This is a genomic window from Glutamicibacter sp. BW77 (genome assembly GCF_002332285.1).
Classification (GTDB): Bacteria; Actinomycetota; Actinomycetes; order Actinomycetales; family Micrococcaceae; genus Glutamicibacter; species Glutamicibacter bergerei.
In genome coordinates, this window is the sequence record NZ_NRGT01000037.1 from 68,008 (window position 1) to 83,325 (window position 15,318).

At 54.6% G+C, this 15,318-nt stretch carries 16 protein-coding genes; 4 read left to right on the plus strand and 12 right to left on the minus strand.

Going from position 1 to position 15,318, the window contains the following annotated elements; translation table 11 throughout:
- Positions 1-129 precede the first annotated feature (129 nt).
- From CIK74_RS04125 to dapA, 9 genes are all read right to left on the minus strand, one after another.
- On the minus strand, positions 130-1,032 hold the full coding sequence (locus CIK74_RS04125) for an ABC transporter substrate-binding protein (RefSeq protein ID WP_096254506.1): 903 nt from the start codon (positions 1,030-1,032) through the stop codon (positions 130-132).
- On the minus strand, positions 1,029-1,799 hold the full coding sequence (locus tag CIK74_RS04130) for an ABC transporter permease (protein WP_096254507.1): 771 nt from the start codon (positions 1,797-1,799) through the stop codon (positions 1,029-1,031). Before CIK74_RS04130 ends, CIK74_RS04125 begins: the two co-directional genes overlap by 4 nt.
- Complete coding sequence (locus CIK74_RS04135; protein WP_096254508.1) at positions 1,799-2,482, minus strand: ABC transporter permease; 684 nt, start codon at positions 2,480-2,482, stop codon at positions 1,799-1,801. The genes CIK74_RS04130 and CIK74_RS04135 overlap by 1 nt, the downstream gene beginning before the upstream one ends.
- Positions 2,479-3,306: an ATP-binding cassette domain-containing protein gene (locus tag CIK74_RS04140; RefSeq protein ID WP_096254509.1), complete on the minus strand. Its 828-nt coding sequence runs from the start codon at positions 3,304-3,306 to the stop codon at positions 2,479-2,481. Before CIK74_RS04140 ends, CIK74_RS04135 begins: the two co-directional genes overlap by 4 nt.
- Before the next feature lie 438 nt (positions 3,307-3,744).
- Positions 3,745-4,236, minus strand: coding sequence for a hypothetical protein (locus CIK74_RS04145; protein WP_096254510.1), 492 nt, complete (start codon positions 4,234-4,236; stop codon positions 3,745-3,747).
- Positions 4,237-4,370: 134 nt separating this feature from the next.
- Entirely contained in the window at positions 4,371-4,853 is a 483-nt protein-coding gene (locus tag CIK74_RS04150; protein WP_096254511.1) for a hypothetical protein, read from the minus strand.
- Between the two features lie 81 nt (positions 4,854-4,934).
- Positions 4,935-5,465, minus strand: a complete 531-nt coding sequence (locus CIK74_RS04155; protein ID WP_141392863.1) for a hypothetical protein — start codon at positions 5,463-5,465, stop codon at positions 4,935-4,937.
- Between the two features lie 86 nt (positions 5,466-5,551).
- Positions 5,552-7,258, minus strand: coding sequence for a ribonuclease J (locus CIK74_RS04160; protein ID WP_096254513.1), 1,707 nt, complete (start codon positions 7,256-7,258; stop codon positions 5,552-5,554).
- 19 nt (positions 7,259-7,277) lie between these two features.
- Complete coding sequence (dapA, locus tag CIK74_RS04165; protein WP_096254514.1) at positions 7,278-8,189, minus strand: 4-hydroxy-tetrahydrodipicolinate synthase; 912 nt, start codon at positions 8,187-8,189, stop codon at positions 7,278-7,280.
- 60 nt (positions 8,190-8,249) lie between these two features.
- Here dapA and CIK74_RS04170 point away from each other — a divergent pair, with 60 nt between their 5' ends.
- Both CIK74_RS04170 and CIK74_RS04175 read left to right on the plus strand, forming a co-directional pair.
- Complete coding sequence (locus CIK74_RS04170; RefSeq protein ID WP_096254515.1) at positions 8,250-9,428, plus strand: heparan-alpha-glucosaminide N-acetyltransferase domain-containing protein; 1,179 nt, start codon at positions 8,250-8,252, stop codon at positions 9,426-9,428.
- A gap of 245 nt (positions 9,429-9,673) precedes the next feature.
- The gene (locus CIK74_RS04175; RefSeq protein ID WP_141392864.1) at positions 9,674-10,393 is read left to right on the plus strand and encodes a hypothetical protein; all 720 of its coding nucleotides are present in this window, start codon (positions 9,674-9,676) and stop codon (positions 10,391-10,393) included.
- Between the two features lie 84 nt (positions 10,394-10,477).
- Here the strand turns inward: CIK74_RS04175 and CIK74_RS04180 are convergent, their stop codons facing one another.
- Both CIK74_RS04180 and dapB read right to left on the minus strand, forming a co-directional pair.
- The gene (locus tag CIK74_RS04180) at positions 10,478-10,942 is read right to left on the minus strand and encodes a hypothetical protein (RefSeq protein ID WP_096254517.1); all 465 of its coding nucleotides are present in this window, start codon (positions 10,940-10,942) and stop codon (positions 10,478-10,480) included.
- Positions 10,939-11,697, minus strand: a complete 759-nt coding sequence (gene dapB, locus CIK74_RS04185) for a 4-hydroxy-tetrahydrodipicolinate reductase (RefSeq protein ID WP_096254518.1) — start codon at positions 11,695-11,697, stop codon at positions 10,939-10,941. Before dapB ends, CIK74_RS04180 begins: the two co-directional genes overlap by 4 nt.
- 427 nt (positions 11,698-12,124) lie before the next feature.
- On the opposite strand from dapB, the gene CIK74_RS18455 reads away from it, so the two are divergent.
- Positions 12,125-12,310, plus strand: coding sequence for a hypothetical protein (locus tag CIK74_RS18455; protein ID WP_141392865.1), 186 nt, complete (start codon positions 12,125-12,127; stop codon positions 12,308-12,310).
- A gap of 73 nt (positions 12,311-12,383) precedes the next feature.
- Entirely contained in the window at positions 12,384-13,148 is a 765-nt protein-coding gene (locus tag CIK74_RS04195) for an alpha/beta fold hydrolase (RefSeq protein ID WP_170947737.1), read from the plus strand.
- Positions 13,149-13,232: 84 nt separating this feature from the next.
- Here CIK74_RS04195 and CIK74_RS04200 read toward each other — a convergent pair whose 3' ends face one another.
- On the minus strand, positions 13,233-14,597 hold the full coding sequence (locus CIK74_RS04200; RefSeq protein ID WP_096254537.1) for a pitrilysin family protein: 1,365 nt from the start codon (positions 14,595-14,597) through the stop codon (positions 13,233-13,235).
- Positions 14,598-15,318: the final 721 nt, after the last annotated feature.

Below are 15,318 nucleotides of genomic sequence, written 5' to 3' on the forward strand. Positions count from 1 at the left end.
CAGACCCTAAGGAATAGCAGGATCAGGTAAAGGGCCGTAAGCACCGAACAGAAACGATCGGCTACCAGTCCCGGGTAATCCGAGTCTGGTAGCCGATCGTCTACATATTAAATTCTGCGGGGTGTATTCTCAGAGCCCCTCGGAAGCTAACCATGCCGAAGCAATGTCTGCAGCCGATTTTTTATCAACGGTACTCTGCACGTTTAGTTCCACCAGCGTGCCTGCATCCAGCTTTTCGCTGACTGGATTCAGCACGGTAGCCAGGTCCGAAGACAAGTCAGCAGATACTACTGGCACAACGTTCGAGGCAAGGAACATAGACTTCGGGTCTTCAAGTACCACTAGATTCTCGGTCTTGATGCGCGGGTCAGCGGTAAATACGTTGGCCACGTTCACGGTACCGGCGACCAACTCTTCTACTGTGGTGTCGCCTGTTCCGGAGAAGTCAGCAGTGACTCCGTAGACGCTTTCAAGCCCCTTGGGACCGTATGGACGTTCAGCAAGTTCCGGGGGCCCACCCAACGTTAGTTTCGTTGAAACGCCAGCCAAATCTTCAATGGACTTCAGCTTATTTTCATCAGCGAACTTTCGAGTCACAGTGTATGAGTCTTGGTCCGAAGCATTCGCTTGCTCAAGAACTGCTAACGAATCTGGCAACTCAGTTTCGAGCTCTTTGTACACTTCGTCCGAAGCGCGGGCCTTAGTATCGTCCTTAAAGAATTGCAACAGGTTACCGGTGTACTCGGGGAACACATTGATGGCACCATCTTCGAGCTGTGGCATGTAAGCGTCGCGCTGACCGATGTTGAACTTTCGTTCAACTTCTTTGCCGGCGCCTTCTAGCGCTTGGGCGTAAATTTCCGCAACGATTTCATTGGAGTAGTAAGCCTGTGAGCCGACAACAATTTTCTCACCACTTGCCGGAGCGGAGTTGCTCTCGGTTGCCAGAGGATCTCCCCCACCGCAGCTAGTCAAGGCGAGGCTTCCAGCCATGACTGCGGCTGACGTAGCGATGATGCGTTTTAGCTTCATGACATTTCCTTTTCGTTGGACTGCAAATAGTTAGGGCTCTTCTTTGTATCTTTATCGGCTTCGCTGACCGGCGCAACTTTGCCAGGCATTTTTGTATTTATGCGTCCCACCCCAGCCGGTACCGCGAGTTTTTGCGCTAAGGCAAAAATCAAGTCCAAAAGCAGCGCGAGCACGGCAACCATAAGTGCTCCCCCAAGCACCATGTCGAAGCGGCGCAAGTTCAGCCCGGTGATAATGGGCAGTCCCAATCCACCAAGGTTGACGTAGGCTGCGATGGTCACCGTCGCAACTACCTGCAAGACAGCTGACCTGATTCCGCCTACGAGCAACGGTAAACCTAACGGGATTTCTACCTTGAAGAGGATTTGCCATTCGGTCATGCCCATGGCGCGGGCCGCATCGATGGTTTTCCTGTCGATCGCTTCAAAGCCCGTGTATGCACCGGCAAGGAGCGAGGGAATGGCTAACAACACGAAGGTAAGCACCGCGGCCTCAGGCTTGTGCAGTACACCAAATATCAATACCAACAAGATCAAAAGACCAAAAGATGGCACGGCTCGGGCGATCCCTGCGGCACCCACTGCAATCTCGCGTCCCTTACCTGTATGCCCAATGGCCCATCCGGCCGGAATTGCAATCAGCCCAGCGATGGCTACTGTCACCACGGTGAATAGTAGATGCTGTCCGAGCAAAGTCTGCAGTCCCCCGCTGCCTTCCCATTGCTCCGGAGCGAAAAGCCACTGAATTGCTTTGTTAATAAGATCCATTAGGACACCTGCTGCCGAGTAGCGTTCTTGACGGCTTGCTGTGACTTCTTAGGTTCTCGTGTCCATGGCATCAGCCAGCGGCCAACAAGGATGAGCAATAGATCCACAGCCAAGGCAATCAATGCGACGGCGAGAATTCCTGCAAATACCTCTTCAATGATGCGACGTTGTAATCCGTTGGTAAATAGGTAACCCAGGTTGGTGACTCCCACCAAAATTCCTACCGTTGCCAAAGAAATGCTGCTGACTGCGGTCACTCTAAGACCTGCCAGGATCACAGGTCCTGCAAGTGGCAGGTCTACCGCAAAAAACCTGCGTGCTGAGCCATAGCCCAGCGCAGTCGCCGCTGAGCGCGCCGCTGGGTCAACTGAATCCAGTCCATCAACAACCCCACGAACCATAATTGCCACAGCATAGAGGGTTAACGCGACGATGAGGTTCGCTTCGCTGATTGCGCTCATGCCGGTGAGCACAGGCAGGATCATCAGCAGGGCCAGCGAAGGAATGGTGTAGAGCAGCCCGGTCAACGTCACAACAGGCCCTCTAACGAGTCGATATCTCCAAGCCACCCAGCCCAACGGAATCGACAATAAGAATCCCACTAAGATCGCAATCAGACTCTGTCGCAGGTGTTCTAGCGACAGTGAACCGATGAGGCTTATGTTCTCAGATATCCAGTTCACGAGCTGGAGCCGTCTTCGATGAGTCGTCCTTGAGTACGCCCCTGCGAATCAACGAGGACCATGCCGTGTGGCGTGTGTTTGACGCTCAGCGCTCTGGCACCCCTATCGGTACCGATGAATGAGGCAACAAAGTCATTGGCAGGGTTTTCGATGATTTCGCTCGGACTGCCCACTTGTAGCTTTTGCGCTCCGGCTGCGAGGATCACAACTTGGTCGCCGAGCAAAAATGCTTCATCAATATCGTGGGTAACAAAAACTATGGTCTTGCCAAGGTCCTGTTGAAGGCGGATGAGCTCTTGTTGAAGCTCTGCGCGGACGATTGGGTCCACCGCACCAAAAGGTTCATCCATAAGTAAAATGTTCGGGTCTGAAGCTAGGCCCCGAGCTACGCCCACACGTTGCTGTTGCCCACCCGATAGCTGATGAGGGTACCGATCTGCCATGGATGCGGGCAGGCCCACGGTTTCCATAAGTTCCAAGGCGCGGACTCGTGAGGCTTTGCGGGATTGACCTTCAAGCCTGGGTACGGTGGCAATATTCTCCGCGACGGTAAAGTGTGGCAGCAGTCCGGAATTCTGCATGACGTAACCAATGCTACGGCGCAAGGCCACGGCGGGCTTCGTAGAGATTTCTTGTTCGTCAATGCGAATCGACCCCGAGCTTGGATCAACCATGCGGTTGATCATGCGCAACAAGGTGGTTTTGCCGCATCCCGAGGAACCAACAAAAACCGTGGTCTTGCGAGCAGGGATAGTCAGGCTGAAATTCTCGACGGCCATCGTTCCGTCGGCATAGTGCTTGGAAACATTCTCGAACTCGATCATGCGTTGTACCCGAGCATCGTTGACTCCTTGTCATGTCGTTGCGCCTAATTCTGCCTTAAAACGGCTCCACGATCACAGCAGTTCAGGATTTACTCATTTAATGGAATCCGTGTCGACACGCTAGGTCCATACAGGCCAGCCTTAGGAGGGTATCTAATTCAAAGTTATCGTGGAGGACTGCTTCGCCGATCCCTCCGTCCGAATCGCTTCAGCCGTGATGATCACAGGCTTGAGTGGAATGCCTCTGGCTCAGGCCGAAGACGCGGTTACAAGCGGGTTTTCTAACGCGTTGGGTTCAGCGATACTCGCGGAAGTTTAGACTGGCAAGGTTTTGCTGGAATATTCCAGAGACGTGCAGGGCGTGCAGATCCTCCTGCCGATGCCGTTTTCTTCTTCGTCACTTGAAAAACAGCTGGGATGGAGATCTACCCGCATAATTTATTGGTCAGGTTGGCCTTCAGACCCATTATTAAACGCACTCGTTGGCACCCTAGCTTTCTTTCGTCGGGCCACAAATGTCCTTGCGAGCACGATCAACGACAGGGGTACCGCTATTGTTCCCGCAGCGAGGGAGACACTGAGCGTAAGCGGCAAAGAACTTGCCCCATCAAAAACGTCACTTAACAGCAACGTCCAGACAATGCCGGGGATAATTCCCATCGCTAAAGCGGTCAGGCTAAGTAGCAAACTGCTCAGCCGAGAAGAGACGGCCACACCCAGGATCGCCATGAGAGATGCGATTCCGAGCCAAGGAATTAGTGGGATGGCCAGAGCAAACCAAAAGCTGAAGTCAAAGTAACTCCACCACGGTGCGTCAACCAATAGTGGGTCCACTACGAGCAACAAGAACATCCAGACCATGCTGGAGATCAGCGGAAGCAGCTGCCACGAAGTTTTTTGCAGAAGGCAGCGCTTTTTCTCGCCAACCATATCGTTCATTCTTGTTAAAGACCGTTCTAACCAAGGAGAGAATTGCGGGCCGGAATAGATTCATGCGAACCTAATTTTGAATCTTTCAGTTGACCTAGCCTGCGACTCATGCGAGTATGTCGGCCGATTTTCAGCTAAAAGTTCCTCTTTGACGCGCGTCGTTGCTCTAACGAACCAATAGTTTTCCATGCAACGGCGAAGCACAGCCCGAGAAAGATGACAGCGGTGGCAAGAAAAACAGCTGGCCCAAGGCTCACGTAAAGAAACAAGGACAGCCCTACGACGACCAATAGTCCGCCAACCAGCGCTCCGATTGCACCAACTTTGGCCTGTTGGCTGGCGTCAGCGCTGGCGTTCTTCTTGTCACCGATTGCTAAGCCAATCACCGCACCGGTGGCTGGGAAGATTGCGATGACACCACCAATCCAGGCACCGTTAAACGCCGCAAGCAAAAGTCCGCCGATAAAATTAACCGATGTATTCGAAGACCCGTGAGTTAGCACCGGCCAGAAAATGACTGTGCTCAGTGCGGCCCCGAAGAGCACCCCTAGTACTATCGCCACACCAAAGATCGGTAGCGTGAACGAGTCATTGGCTTGTTTTGCAGGATTTGCCATGGGTTGATCGTATGCGAGTCGAAGTCGACTTGTCGATATTTAAGACGTTGCAGTGATATCGATAAAACCTGATATCACCAATTAGGAGATTTGAGCCTGCAAACTATTCTTGACGGTCCGGTGATCTCTTCGTTGCAAATAGCCCAGCAACATATAAATGAGCACGTAAGTCAGCGCAAAACAGAGAAGAACAAAGCCTGCGGCCACATACAAGATGCTGTGATCCGATGGATCCGAGAGGTAGAAAACAAGCAAAACCAGCGCGGGTAGCAGTGAACCAATGCTAGCTCCCCATCCGGCCCACAGTGCTTGACGTTGTCCCGAGGCATCCGGGTTATTGAGCTCTTGAATGAAGACTGCAACATAAGCTCCCAGCCCCGGAAATAATGCAATTCCCCCACCGATGAGCGCCGCATAAACCGCAAATACTCCATATTCGAGCCAAAATCCGCCCGTCGCTGAGACGGAGCCCGGCTCCATAACCGCCTCATCGCGGGACGAAAACCACATCAGCACTACCACGAGTAGGCCACAGATCACGCCCGCGATCAGCGCTAGTGCTCCCATCGGGAGCAACAATCTATTTGAACTCTGCGCCGAAATCTTTCTCATGAGCACATCATAAGCCTGAGATACTTCCGCGGATATAAGTAATGCCTCAAACCAGAATTGGTTTGAGGCAATACTTATTTTGTTCTTTAGGCTTCGAGCACGACCGGCACGATCATCGGACGGCGGCGCAGCTTGCGCGACACCCACGAACCGATGACGCGACGGACAATCTGCTGCAGCTGGTGGGTGGAGTGGTTCGGGTTATTCGCCACTGCCTCCAGGATTGCTGCTGCGATCTTCGGCTTGATCTCGTTGAATACCGCATCGTCCTCGGCAACGCCGCGGGCGTGGATATCCGGTCCGGAGATCAAGGTGCCGTTCTGGCGGTTGATCACGGTGATGACCGAGATGAAACCTTCTTCACCCAAGGTGACGCGGTCTTTGAGATCTTCGTCGGTAATGGTGCCAACCTTGGAACCATCAACGTAGACATAACCGCATTCAACCTGACCAACAAGTTCGGCTACGCCGCCCTTGAGGTCGATGACCGAGCCGTCTTCGGCCAAGATCACGTTCTCTTCAGGAACACCGGACAGCGCGGCCAGACGGCCGTTGGCGATCAGGTGACGGGTTTCGCCGTGTACCGGCAGTACGTTCTTAGGGCGGACGATGTTGTAGCAGTACAACAGCTCGCCGGCCGAGGCGTGTCCGGAGACGTGCACCTTGGCCATGCCCTTGTGGATGACCTCTGCGCCCAAACGCATCAGACCATTGATCACGCGGAAGACTGCATTCTCGTTACCTGGGATAAGGCTCGAAGCCAGGATGACGGTGTCACCCGGGTTGATCTGAACCTTGTGCTCGCCGTTGGCCATACGGGACAGTGCTGCCATTGGCTCGCCCTGCGAACCGGTGGACATCAGCACGACCTTGTCATCGGGCAACTGATCGATCTGCTTGAGGTCTACAACGACACCCTGCGGGATGTGCAGGTAACCCAGACGCTCAGCGATACCCATATTGCGTACCATCGAACGGCCAATGAACGCGACCTTGCGGCCGTGCATCGCTGCGGCATCGAGCACCTGCTGCACGCGGTGAACGTGCGAGGAGAAGGAGGCCACGATAATACGGCGACGGGCACGAGCGAACTTTGCTTCGAGCACCGGACCAATTTCGCGTTCGGCCACGGTGAATCCCGGTACCTCGGCGTTGGTGGAGTCGGTGAGGAACAAGTCCACACCTTCTTCACCCAGCTTGGCGAAGTGGCGCAGGTCGGTGATGCGGCCATCCAGTGGCAACTGATCCATTTTGAAGTCACCGGTGTGCAGCACGGTACCGGCTTCGGTACGTACAAACACTGCCAACGCGTCAGGGATCGAGTGGTTCACAGCGACGAATTCGCATTCAAATTCACTGATCTGAGCGATCTCGTTCTCGGCAACTACGTTGGTGATCGCCTTGATACGGTGCTCGGCCAATTTAGCTTCGATAAACGCCAGGGTCAGCTTCGAACCGTACAGCGGGATATCTTCGCGCAGACGCAGCAGGTACGGAACGGCACCGATGTGGTCTTCGTGACCGTGAGTCAGCACCACACCAACGATGTCCTCGAGGCGATCCTTGATGTAGGAGAAGTCAGGCAGGATCAAGTCCACGCCTGGCTGGTGCTCTTCTGGGAAGAGCACTCCGCAGTCGATGATCAACAGCTTGCCGTTGATCTCGAATACGGTCATATTGCGGCCAACTTCGCCCAATCCGCCCAGCGGAACGGTACGTAAAGTCCCCTTCTTCAGCTTGGATGGTTTCTGCATACGCGCAGTATCGGCCTTGCCTACCGAACTTTCAGTCATAAGCGGTTAAGCCCTTTCGTTAAAGATCCCATCCACCTTCACGTAGATCCGCGCGGATGGCATCGAGTTCTGCGTCCGATGGTGCCAGTAGTGGCAATCGAACGACGGTGTTCGGCAGGACACCCTGCCAGTGAAGTCCATATTTTGCAGCAACTGCGCCCTGAATGTGGCCCATGATGCCGCGCTGGATCGGATCCAGCTCGAAGTGTGTAGCGCGTGCAGTGGCCAAATCGCCAGCATGCATCGCATCAACAAGCGTACGGTATTTAGCCGCCGCAACGTGAGCCGTCACAGAGACGACTCCTGCGGCGCCTGCTGCCATAAGCGGCAAGGTCAACCCGTCATCGCCTGAATAAACGTGCAAATCGGTGTTCGCCAACACCGTGGTGGTCGACTGGTAGTCGGCCTTGGCATCCTTGAGCGCGATCACCTGTGGGATCTGCGCTAATTCAATGATAGTTTCTGGGCTCAGCGCGATTCCGGTGCGTCCAGGAATGTCATACATCATCACTGGAAGATCCACGGCCTCGACAATCGCCTTAACGTGGGCGATAACACCGGCCTGGCTTGGCTTGTTGTAGTACGGAGCGGTAATCAGGATGCCGTGTACTCCGGCTTCCTTGGCGCGCAAAGACAGGCGAATAGAGTGGCGAGTGTCATTAGTCGTGGACCCCGCAAGTACCGCTGCACGGTCTCCCACGGCGTTAACGACGGTGCGGAACATTTCAATATTCTCGTCATCGGTCAGCGTGGAAGTCTCGCCGGTGGTGCCGGTAACGACCAATCCGTCGCAGCCTTCATCAACGAGTTTGATAGCCAGCTTCGCGGCGACATCATAGTCAACCTCACCTGCCTCGGTGAAAGGGGTGACCATCGCGGTCAGTACGGTGCCGAAGGGGAATGACTGATTATCAATTTCACTAGTTGCCATGGCTTAAATCTACACGCGGAAGTGTCACGATGGCATATTCATGTAGTTACGTGATGCGATATGTCTATGCACGTGCAAACGAAGTCGCGCAGACTGACCGGATTAGACGCTACTCGGGCGTTGGCGATCTTGGGAATGTTCGCCGCCCACATCTTTGATCTCTTTGCCCTCGACAATTCCGGGATCTTATCCCCGACCTTCACTGGAGCGACCGCCAATGGCCGCGCTTCGGTACTCTTTATGGTGCTGGCAGGCGTTTCACTAACTCTCTTTGCCCGTTCCTTACAGCGCAAGGGGCTATCCCGGAAGGCTTCTGTGGGCGTGTTAGTGCGCAGAGCTTTGGTCATCGCGGTGTTAGGTTTACTCATTGGCCCAGTCAATGAATCGATAGCAAACATCCTGGTGCACTACGGCTTACTATTTCTGCTGCTAATTCCAGCGCTCTACCTGCCTGCGCGGGCATTATGGGTTCTGTCCGTCTTCTGGCTGGTCATCGCACCGTTGGCTTGGCGGCCGCTTGCTGCAGCCGAAGCTGCGCAATCTTTAGGACATAACCCCACATTTACCGACTTCGCGCATCCCGGTCTGCTTCTGGCTGATCTGCTAGTTACCGGCTATTACCCGTTGTTGATTTGGATAGGTTTTGGCTTATTGGGGGTTGCTGTCGGAAAGCTCCCCCTTTCACAGAAGAAAACCGTCGCTTGGATGGGCGCCGGCGCAGTAGTTATCGCGGCACTAAGTCTGCTCATTGGTTGGCTCAAAATCTTGCCGTGGATAACCGCAGTAGGTACCGTCGCTGGCATCCCACGATCACAGATTTTCACCGCAATGGTCACTGGACGTTCTCCGTCCGGCAATCTTGACCGTTTTTTGAGCGAATCGTCCTACATCTGGTTGCCAACCGCGCATTCGGGTTCGATGATCTTCACGATTCATGCCGCAGCATGCGCGCTGGCGCTGTTGGCAATACTGCTCTTAGTGACTCCCCACCTAGGGTATGCCGGAGCGCTGCTGGCAGCAGCTGGACGGGCACCACTCACGTTATACATTGGGCATTTGGTCTTACTGCCGCTGTTGCAGGTGGGCCTTTCTGCCTGGGTTCAATGGTGGACGCTGTGTGTTCTCATGTTGCTGGCTGCGTTGATACTGCACCATTCGGGCAAGGCCGGGCCGCTTGAGGCTGGCGTACGTTATCTGAGCATCCTGCCAACTGACGAAAAGAATAGTGACCCGAAATAGCCTACCGGCGTCATTCAAGAACGAAATAAAAGTTAGGCGTTTTGAACGACTGACAAGTGTGTAGTTACACTTTCCTTATGAGAAAACATGGACGTGGCAGAAGTAAAACCGATACCCTCTCGGTAAAAATTTCAGCTATTGCACTTCTACTTACCCTCGTAGGGTGCTCTTCTGCCCCAGCAGAACAGCCCAGCGCGCCGACGCTTTCTCCCTCACCGTCAGTTTTAAGCCTTCGAGATTTTGACTTGGGCAACACAGATTGGAAGTTGGGCGAAGGGTATGAGAACAAGCCACGTCCCATCGTAAAACTACAGGACGGAAAGTCCGTCAACAAGGATGACGAGAAGCTTTCGCCATCCTACAAACTCGGCGACGTAGTGTACTCAGACTTGAACGACGATGGCATTGAAGACGCCGCAGCCACCTTGGAATATTCAGATGGAAATGCCTATGCAACCTTCATGTATCTTTGGCTGGCTGATGAACAGAAGCCGAAACAGCTGCTAGAGCCAATTGCTGTGGAACGTAGTTGCGGGGACTCGGTGAACAAGGTCACCGCAGTACCAGGTGGAATCAAAATCATGGAAACACGACGAACCATGTTTGATACAGACCGGTCATGTGCCCAAGGAGGAACCTGGAAAGAAACTAGAACCATCTCCGTAGAGCAGATCGGCAAAAACAAGACGTGGCTCCCGGTACAGACCGCCCCAAAGCGCGGTTATGGCGGCATCTGTAACGAAGCCATTCCTGGAGATATCCTCCCCTTTGACGAGCCATACTATTTGGCACCAAACAAAGCAACGAAGCAAGAGTTCGCGGCCCATGATCAAATTCGCGGCATTAGCATCGCAGGCAACGGGATGAGCACTACCGAAGACTCAGAACCCGAGGGATGGAAGCTTTATAACGTGGTTGAGAAAGATGATTCTGTTGAACGGTGCATCTGGCTACCGGTGACCTAGTCCGACGAGATTCTGCAGCGAAAACTAAAGGGAGTACCAAAACCCAAGCGGGTTTAGGTACTCCCTTATCAGTGCTCTGAAGCTCTATTTGTCGCTAGATGCCGAAGCTTTTTTATCGGCAACAAAGAAGTTCACCGCTGTACGCATCGAAGAACGTGCACGCTTGCGGTCCCCGCTGGCGTCATAAGCCAAAGCCAAACGGTACCAAGACTTCCACGACTCCGGATTCGCTTCGACATCTTCCTTATGACGTGGGAAGTCAGCATCCGCGGCTTCACGAATGAACCGCCCCGAGGGCATCCGAGGAAGATCTTCGGGAAGCTCCCCAAGCTCGGCAAGGGTCTTGCCCATTTTTTCCGTACGAAGCCCAAAGAGCACCTCGCGAATCAAGATCCACACACCCAAAGCGGGAATCACGAAGACCGCTACTCCCATGGCGATAGCGATCGGTTCGCCGGTGCTCATGAAACGCACCGCTTGGGTGAAGGACATAAAAATATACAAGGCAAATACAAGCAGAATTACGCCTACCCAGAGTTTCGTTTTCACTGGCCCAACTCCAAATATCCGTCTAGTCCATAAGTCAGGCCGGCATGTGCCGAAACCTTTCGCAGACCCAAGAGCACACCTGGCATAAACGAGGCGCGGTCATAGGAATCGTGGCGCAAGGTGAACTGCTCGCCCGGCCCGCCAAAGAGGACTTCCTGGTGGGCTACCAAGCCACGTAAACGCACCGAGTGCACATGCACATCGTCTACGAGGGCACCTCGAGCACCATCGAGCTGTGTATCGGTGGCGTCTGGGCTTTTCGCAACACCTGCAGCCTTACGAGCGGCAGCGATCAGCTCGGCGGTGCGTACCGCAGTTCCGCTGGGAGCATCCACTTTATTCGGATGGTGGAGTTCGATAATCTCTACCGATTCAAAGTATTTAGCAGCGGTGGCCGCAAATGCACTGGCAAGCACGGAGCCGAGGGCAAAGTTTGGCGCGATCAACACACCAACTTCCGGGTGCTGCGCGAGCAACCCTTCAAGGTTGGAGCGGCGTTCCTCATCCCATCCAGTGGTTCCCACCACGGCGTGCAGTCCATTTTCCACGGCAAAACGCACGTTAGCTTCGGTAGCTGCCGGGACCGACAGGTCAACGATGTGGGTTGCTCCGGCCTCCAGAATCTCGTTGAGGTCCGCGCCGCGTCCGAGGCTGGCCACGAGTTCCATATCGGCGGCCGCGGAAACAGCTTTAACAGCTTCCTCGCCCATTCGTCCTGCGGCACCAAGCACCGCAACCTTAATTTGTGCACTCATGTCTTTAAGCGTATCGCTTGCAGACGGTCGCGATTGGCATCGATGACGTGACGTCTACCCGTTCGAGTCCTCACCGCAATGCGTTGAACACGCATCAGATTTTTTGCGAACAGCTTGAGATATACGGTGCCCAGCTTGTATTGCTGGGCAACTCAAGGAAAAATAAGCTTCACGATCTTCCAAGGAGTTGGCAAGTAAAATGGGGACTGTCCTGAAGCGATGGTGCGCTGGCACTTTTTTAGTAGCCGTCGTCACGTTCGGTACCATCGCGTGTAGTTCTGGCGATGTACCGCCGACCCTGAGCGATGATGAACGCGCTCGACTCGTCGATAGAGTCGAAGAGCAAAGCTCGTGGATTGAATCACCTTCCTGCCAAGTTGAGGTATTTCGGCAAGACGGCGATACAACCTATGGCTGGGCCGATTGCATGACGTCAGCTTCTGCTTCAACTTCTGAGCAAGAACTACTACAGGGTGAGTCCTATCCTTTTCGCATTGATGGCGATCAGATCCGTGTCCCTGGCGACGGAGGTGCCTACGAAGAGGATCTCAAGGAAATCTTCCCAGAAGATTTGCGGGCAGCCATCGAGGAACATTCCGTAGGGCTGCCCTAAAGCTGACCTGCATCTACTCGGCGCAGATCTTGGCTAGAGTAGAGCCTTCAGCAAATAAATACTAAGTTTTTTCGTGGCATCGTCCGCGGACGGAAGGGTACGTGTGCGGCACGGCTATTTTGGACAGATCCCGGAGACGTTACGTACCCGATTATCGGTACGCGTGGCAGGAACTGGCCCTGATGTGGTGCTCATTCATGGGCTTGGAGCCTCCAGCCGGTATTTCACTCCCCTAGCTCAAGAGTTGTCCCGTGACCATCGAGTGATCGTTCCTGAGTTGCCTGGCCACGGTAAGAACATGGATGACGGCAGGCCGGTCAGCGTGGCACGCTTTGCTCACGAGGTCTCCCTCGCCTTACGCACATTAAATGTGAAAGACGCGGTCATTTTGGGACATTCGATGGGAGCTCAGGTGTCCATCGAGATTGCTCGTAGTCGTCCTGAGCTACTCAAACACCTGATCATTGCTGCGCCAGCGGTTAATGACCGAGAAGATACGCTCTTCCGGCAGGCTCGCAGGCTCTTGCAGGATTTTCCCCATGAGTTAAATGCGGTCAAGGCTATCTTGCTCGTTGACTATCTGCGATGCGGTATTCCGTGGTGGGCTAAGAGTTGCGCGCAGATGCTCGATTACCCGACCATTGACTATTTAGGATCGGTGCCTGTTCCTGTCGATGTAGTTTGTGGCACGAAGGATTCACTGTCGCCACCGGACTTTGGGTTACGCCTTGTGGCTGACGCTCCGAATGCAAAGTTGTCGGTATTCGAAGATGCAGCGCACGGTTTCAACTACTCGCATTTTGAACAACTAGCCCAGCTGGTCCGTGCAGCGGGCTAAGCGCAAAGACTCCACCGTCAAAAAATAAGGGACGCCCCACACTGTTGAAGTGGTGAGCGTCCCTTATATTTTTTGTTGAAGTATTTAGCGCCCCAGCGTGGCTGCTGATTCGAATGGCCCGACCACGGTGATGGTGCGTTCCTTGGCAGCAAGCTCTTGAGCCAACCCTTGCACATCTTCCTTGGTGACCGCATTTACACGGCTCAGTGCCTCATCAATGTCTTGGAATTCTCCGGTGACCATCTCAGCTCGGCCCAGGCGCGACATGCGACTTCCTGGATCTTCCAGAGCCAACACGGTACCGCCCGCGAGCTGGCCCTTGGCCTGGGATAATTCAGCGTCGGTAATACCGTCCGCAGCCAATCGATCCAGTTCGGATTCAAGTAGACCGATCACTTCGCTTGCCTTAGCTGGCGAACAACCGGCATACATACCGAAATATCCGGCATCGGTATACGCAGCCGAGAATGAATACGTGGAGTACGCAAGTCCACGCTTTTCACGGATCTCTTGGAACAGACGCGAGCTCATGCCCCCACCGAGAACCGCGTTGAGTACGGCAAGTACCTGCCGCCTCTCATCTTGTCCACTGATACCAGGGCAACCGATGATGATACTGGCTTGTTCAACCGGGCGGTTGATCACTTCAATGCCGGGCACCGAAACAATAGTTGCCGGTTCCGAAGAACGACGCGGTTCCGGAACCGCCATCGGGTCAAGATCCCAGCCTGCCTCGGACAGCGAGGTGAGAACCATTGCGCATAGTTCCTCGTGGTTTAACGAGCCTGCCGCGGTGATGATCACTTCGCTCGGGCGGTAATGCGCCCGGTAGTGCTCCATGACTGCCTCGCGGGAGATTTCCATGATCTCGGCGGGTGTGCCACCAATGGGTCGCGCCAACGGGTGATCACCAAGGACCTTAGCGACAGAGTGTTCGTGGGCTACCTCGGTGGCATCGTCAGCGTCCATTGCTAGTTCCTCGATGATCACCCCACGCTCTTGCTCCAATTCCAGGGGGTCGATGACAGCGGAGGTCACCATGTCTGCGATGACGTCCATGGCCATTGGCAAATCGGAGTCAAGCACTCGCGCGTAGTAACAGGTGGATTCTTTCGCGGTCGCAGCATTTGATTCGCCGCCCACTGCATCAAAAGCCTGAGCGATCTCAAGCGCAGTGCGCTTCTTAGTTCCCTTGAACAATAGGTGCTCAAGAAAATGCGTCGAACCGTAGTGCCCAGCTTCTTCATCGCGGGATCCAACGGGCACCCAGAATCCAACGGTGGTTGAACGCTGGCCAGGCATTGCCTCGGTCAGTACACGAACACCGCCGGGAAGAATACTTCGACGTACTTCCGCCCCGCCCTCGCCGCGGTGGACCAACGATGGGTCAGCCGGATCAATCGGAGAGAACTGGTATGCCTCAACCGAGTGCAACGGCAACGGAATCATGACCACAGAGAAACATCCTTAAACATCGGGTCCCGGCAATTCAAGCCGGGCGGAACACTGTCCCTATTCTCCCACAGGGGGTTGTGGACGGCGTTCAGCTTCGTTGCAGCTCACTGCCGCAGCATGAACACGCCGGAATCACCTTCCGGGTCCTGCTGTGGAAGGTGTTCCCGGCTTAGCATCAGCGGCTCAGCGACCTTAAGGGCATCTGCGTTCACGTCTGATTCGTTCTCCTACTCCGGTGCCTTACCCGAAAGGGTCGTTCGGGATCTCAGGAGGCGGCATTGGTGCACCGGGTGGGGATGCAGGATCCTGAGGCGCGCCAGGGGCAGACGGTTGGTGCTCGGGACTGCTGGGACTGCCTGGACTCGTCGGATCCGGGCTAGTGGGCTCCGCCGGCGGAGGTGGCGGTTCCGGAGCGGGCGCGTGGGTCGGATCGATGGTGTTCTCCATGATGCTCTCCTAGTCTCCTGACTTCACGCCAGGTTCCTTCCATTCAAGGACAGAATGCTCTGGCAGACAACCCCTTAGGGAACTCTGAGGCAGTCTGCTTTGATGGCCCAAGCGCTGCCTCGGTCGGTTTTGCCGCCCGGAATATTAGGGTCTGAAGGCTAATGGAGGTCTTCCGATCCTGGTTCCTGCACTGCAGTCGTTGGATCTGCCGGCCGATCTGGCGTGGCCGGAGCTGTTGGGTCAAATGGCGGAGGTCCAATTGGTCCAT

Bases quoted from the DNA above. Each gene is read 5' to 3' on its own strand.
- CIK74_RS04125 (WP_096254506.1), bottom strand. From the start codon at position 1,032: ATGAAGCTAAAACGCATCATCGCTACGTCAGCCGCAGTCATGGCTGGA.
- CIK74_RS04130 (WP_096254507.1), bottom strand. From the start codon at position 1,799: ATGGATCTTATTAACAAAGCAATTCAGTGGCTTTTCGCTCCGGAGCAA.
- CIK74_RS04140 (WP_096254509.1), bottom strand. From the start codon at position 3,306: ATGATCGAGTTCGAGAATGTTTCCAAGCACTATGCCGACGGAACGATG.
- CIK74_RS04145 (WP_096254510.1), bottom strand. From the start codon at position 4,236: ATGGTTGGCGAGAAAAAGCGCTGCCTTCTGCAAAAAACTTCGTGGCAG.
- CIK74_RS04150 (WP_096254511.1), bottom strand. From the start codon at position 4,853: ATGGCAAATCCTGCAAAACAAGCCAATGACTCGTTCACGCTACCGATC.
- CIK74_RS04155 (WP_141392863.1), bottom strand. From the start codon at position 5,465: ATGAGAAAGATTTCGGCGCAGAGTTCAAATAGATTGTTGCTCCCGATG.
- CIK74_RS04160 (WP_096254513.1), bottom strand. From the start codon at position 7,258: ATGACTGAAAGTTCGGTAGGCAAGGCCGATACTGCGCGTATGCAGAAA.
- dapA (WP_096254514.1), bottom strand. From the start codon at position 8,189: ATGGCAACTAGTGAAATTGATAATCAGTCATTCCCCTTCGGCACCGTA.
- CIK74_RS04170 (WP_096254515.1), top strand. From the start codon at position 8,250: ATGTCTATGCACGTGCAAACGAAGTCGCGCAGACTGACCGGATTAGAC.
- dapB (WP_096254518.1), bottom strand. From the start codon at position 11,697: ATGAGTGCACAAATTAAGGTTGCGGTGCTTGGTGCCGCAGGACGAATG.
- CIK74_RS18455 (WP_141392865.1), top strand. From the start codon at position 12,125: ATGACGTCAGCTTCTGCTTCAACTTCTGAGCAAGAACTACTACAGGGT.
- CIK74_RS04200 (WP_096254537.1), bottom strand. From the start codon at position 14,597: ATGATTCCGTTGCCGTTGCACTCGGTTGAGGCATACCAGTTCTCTCCG.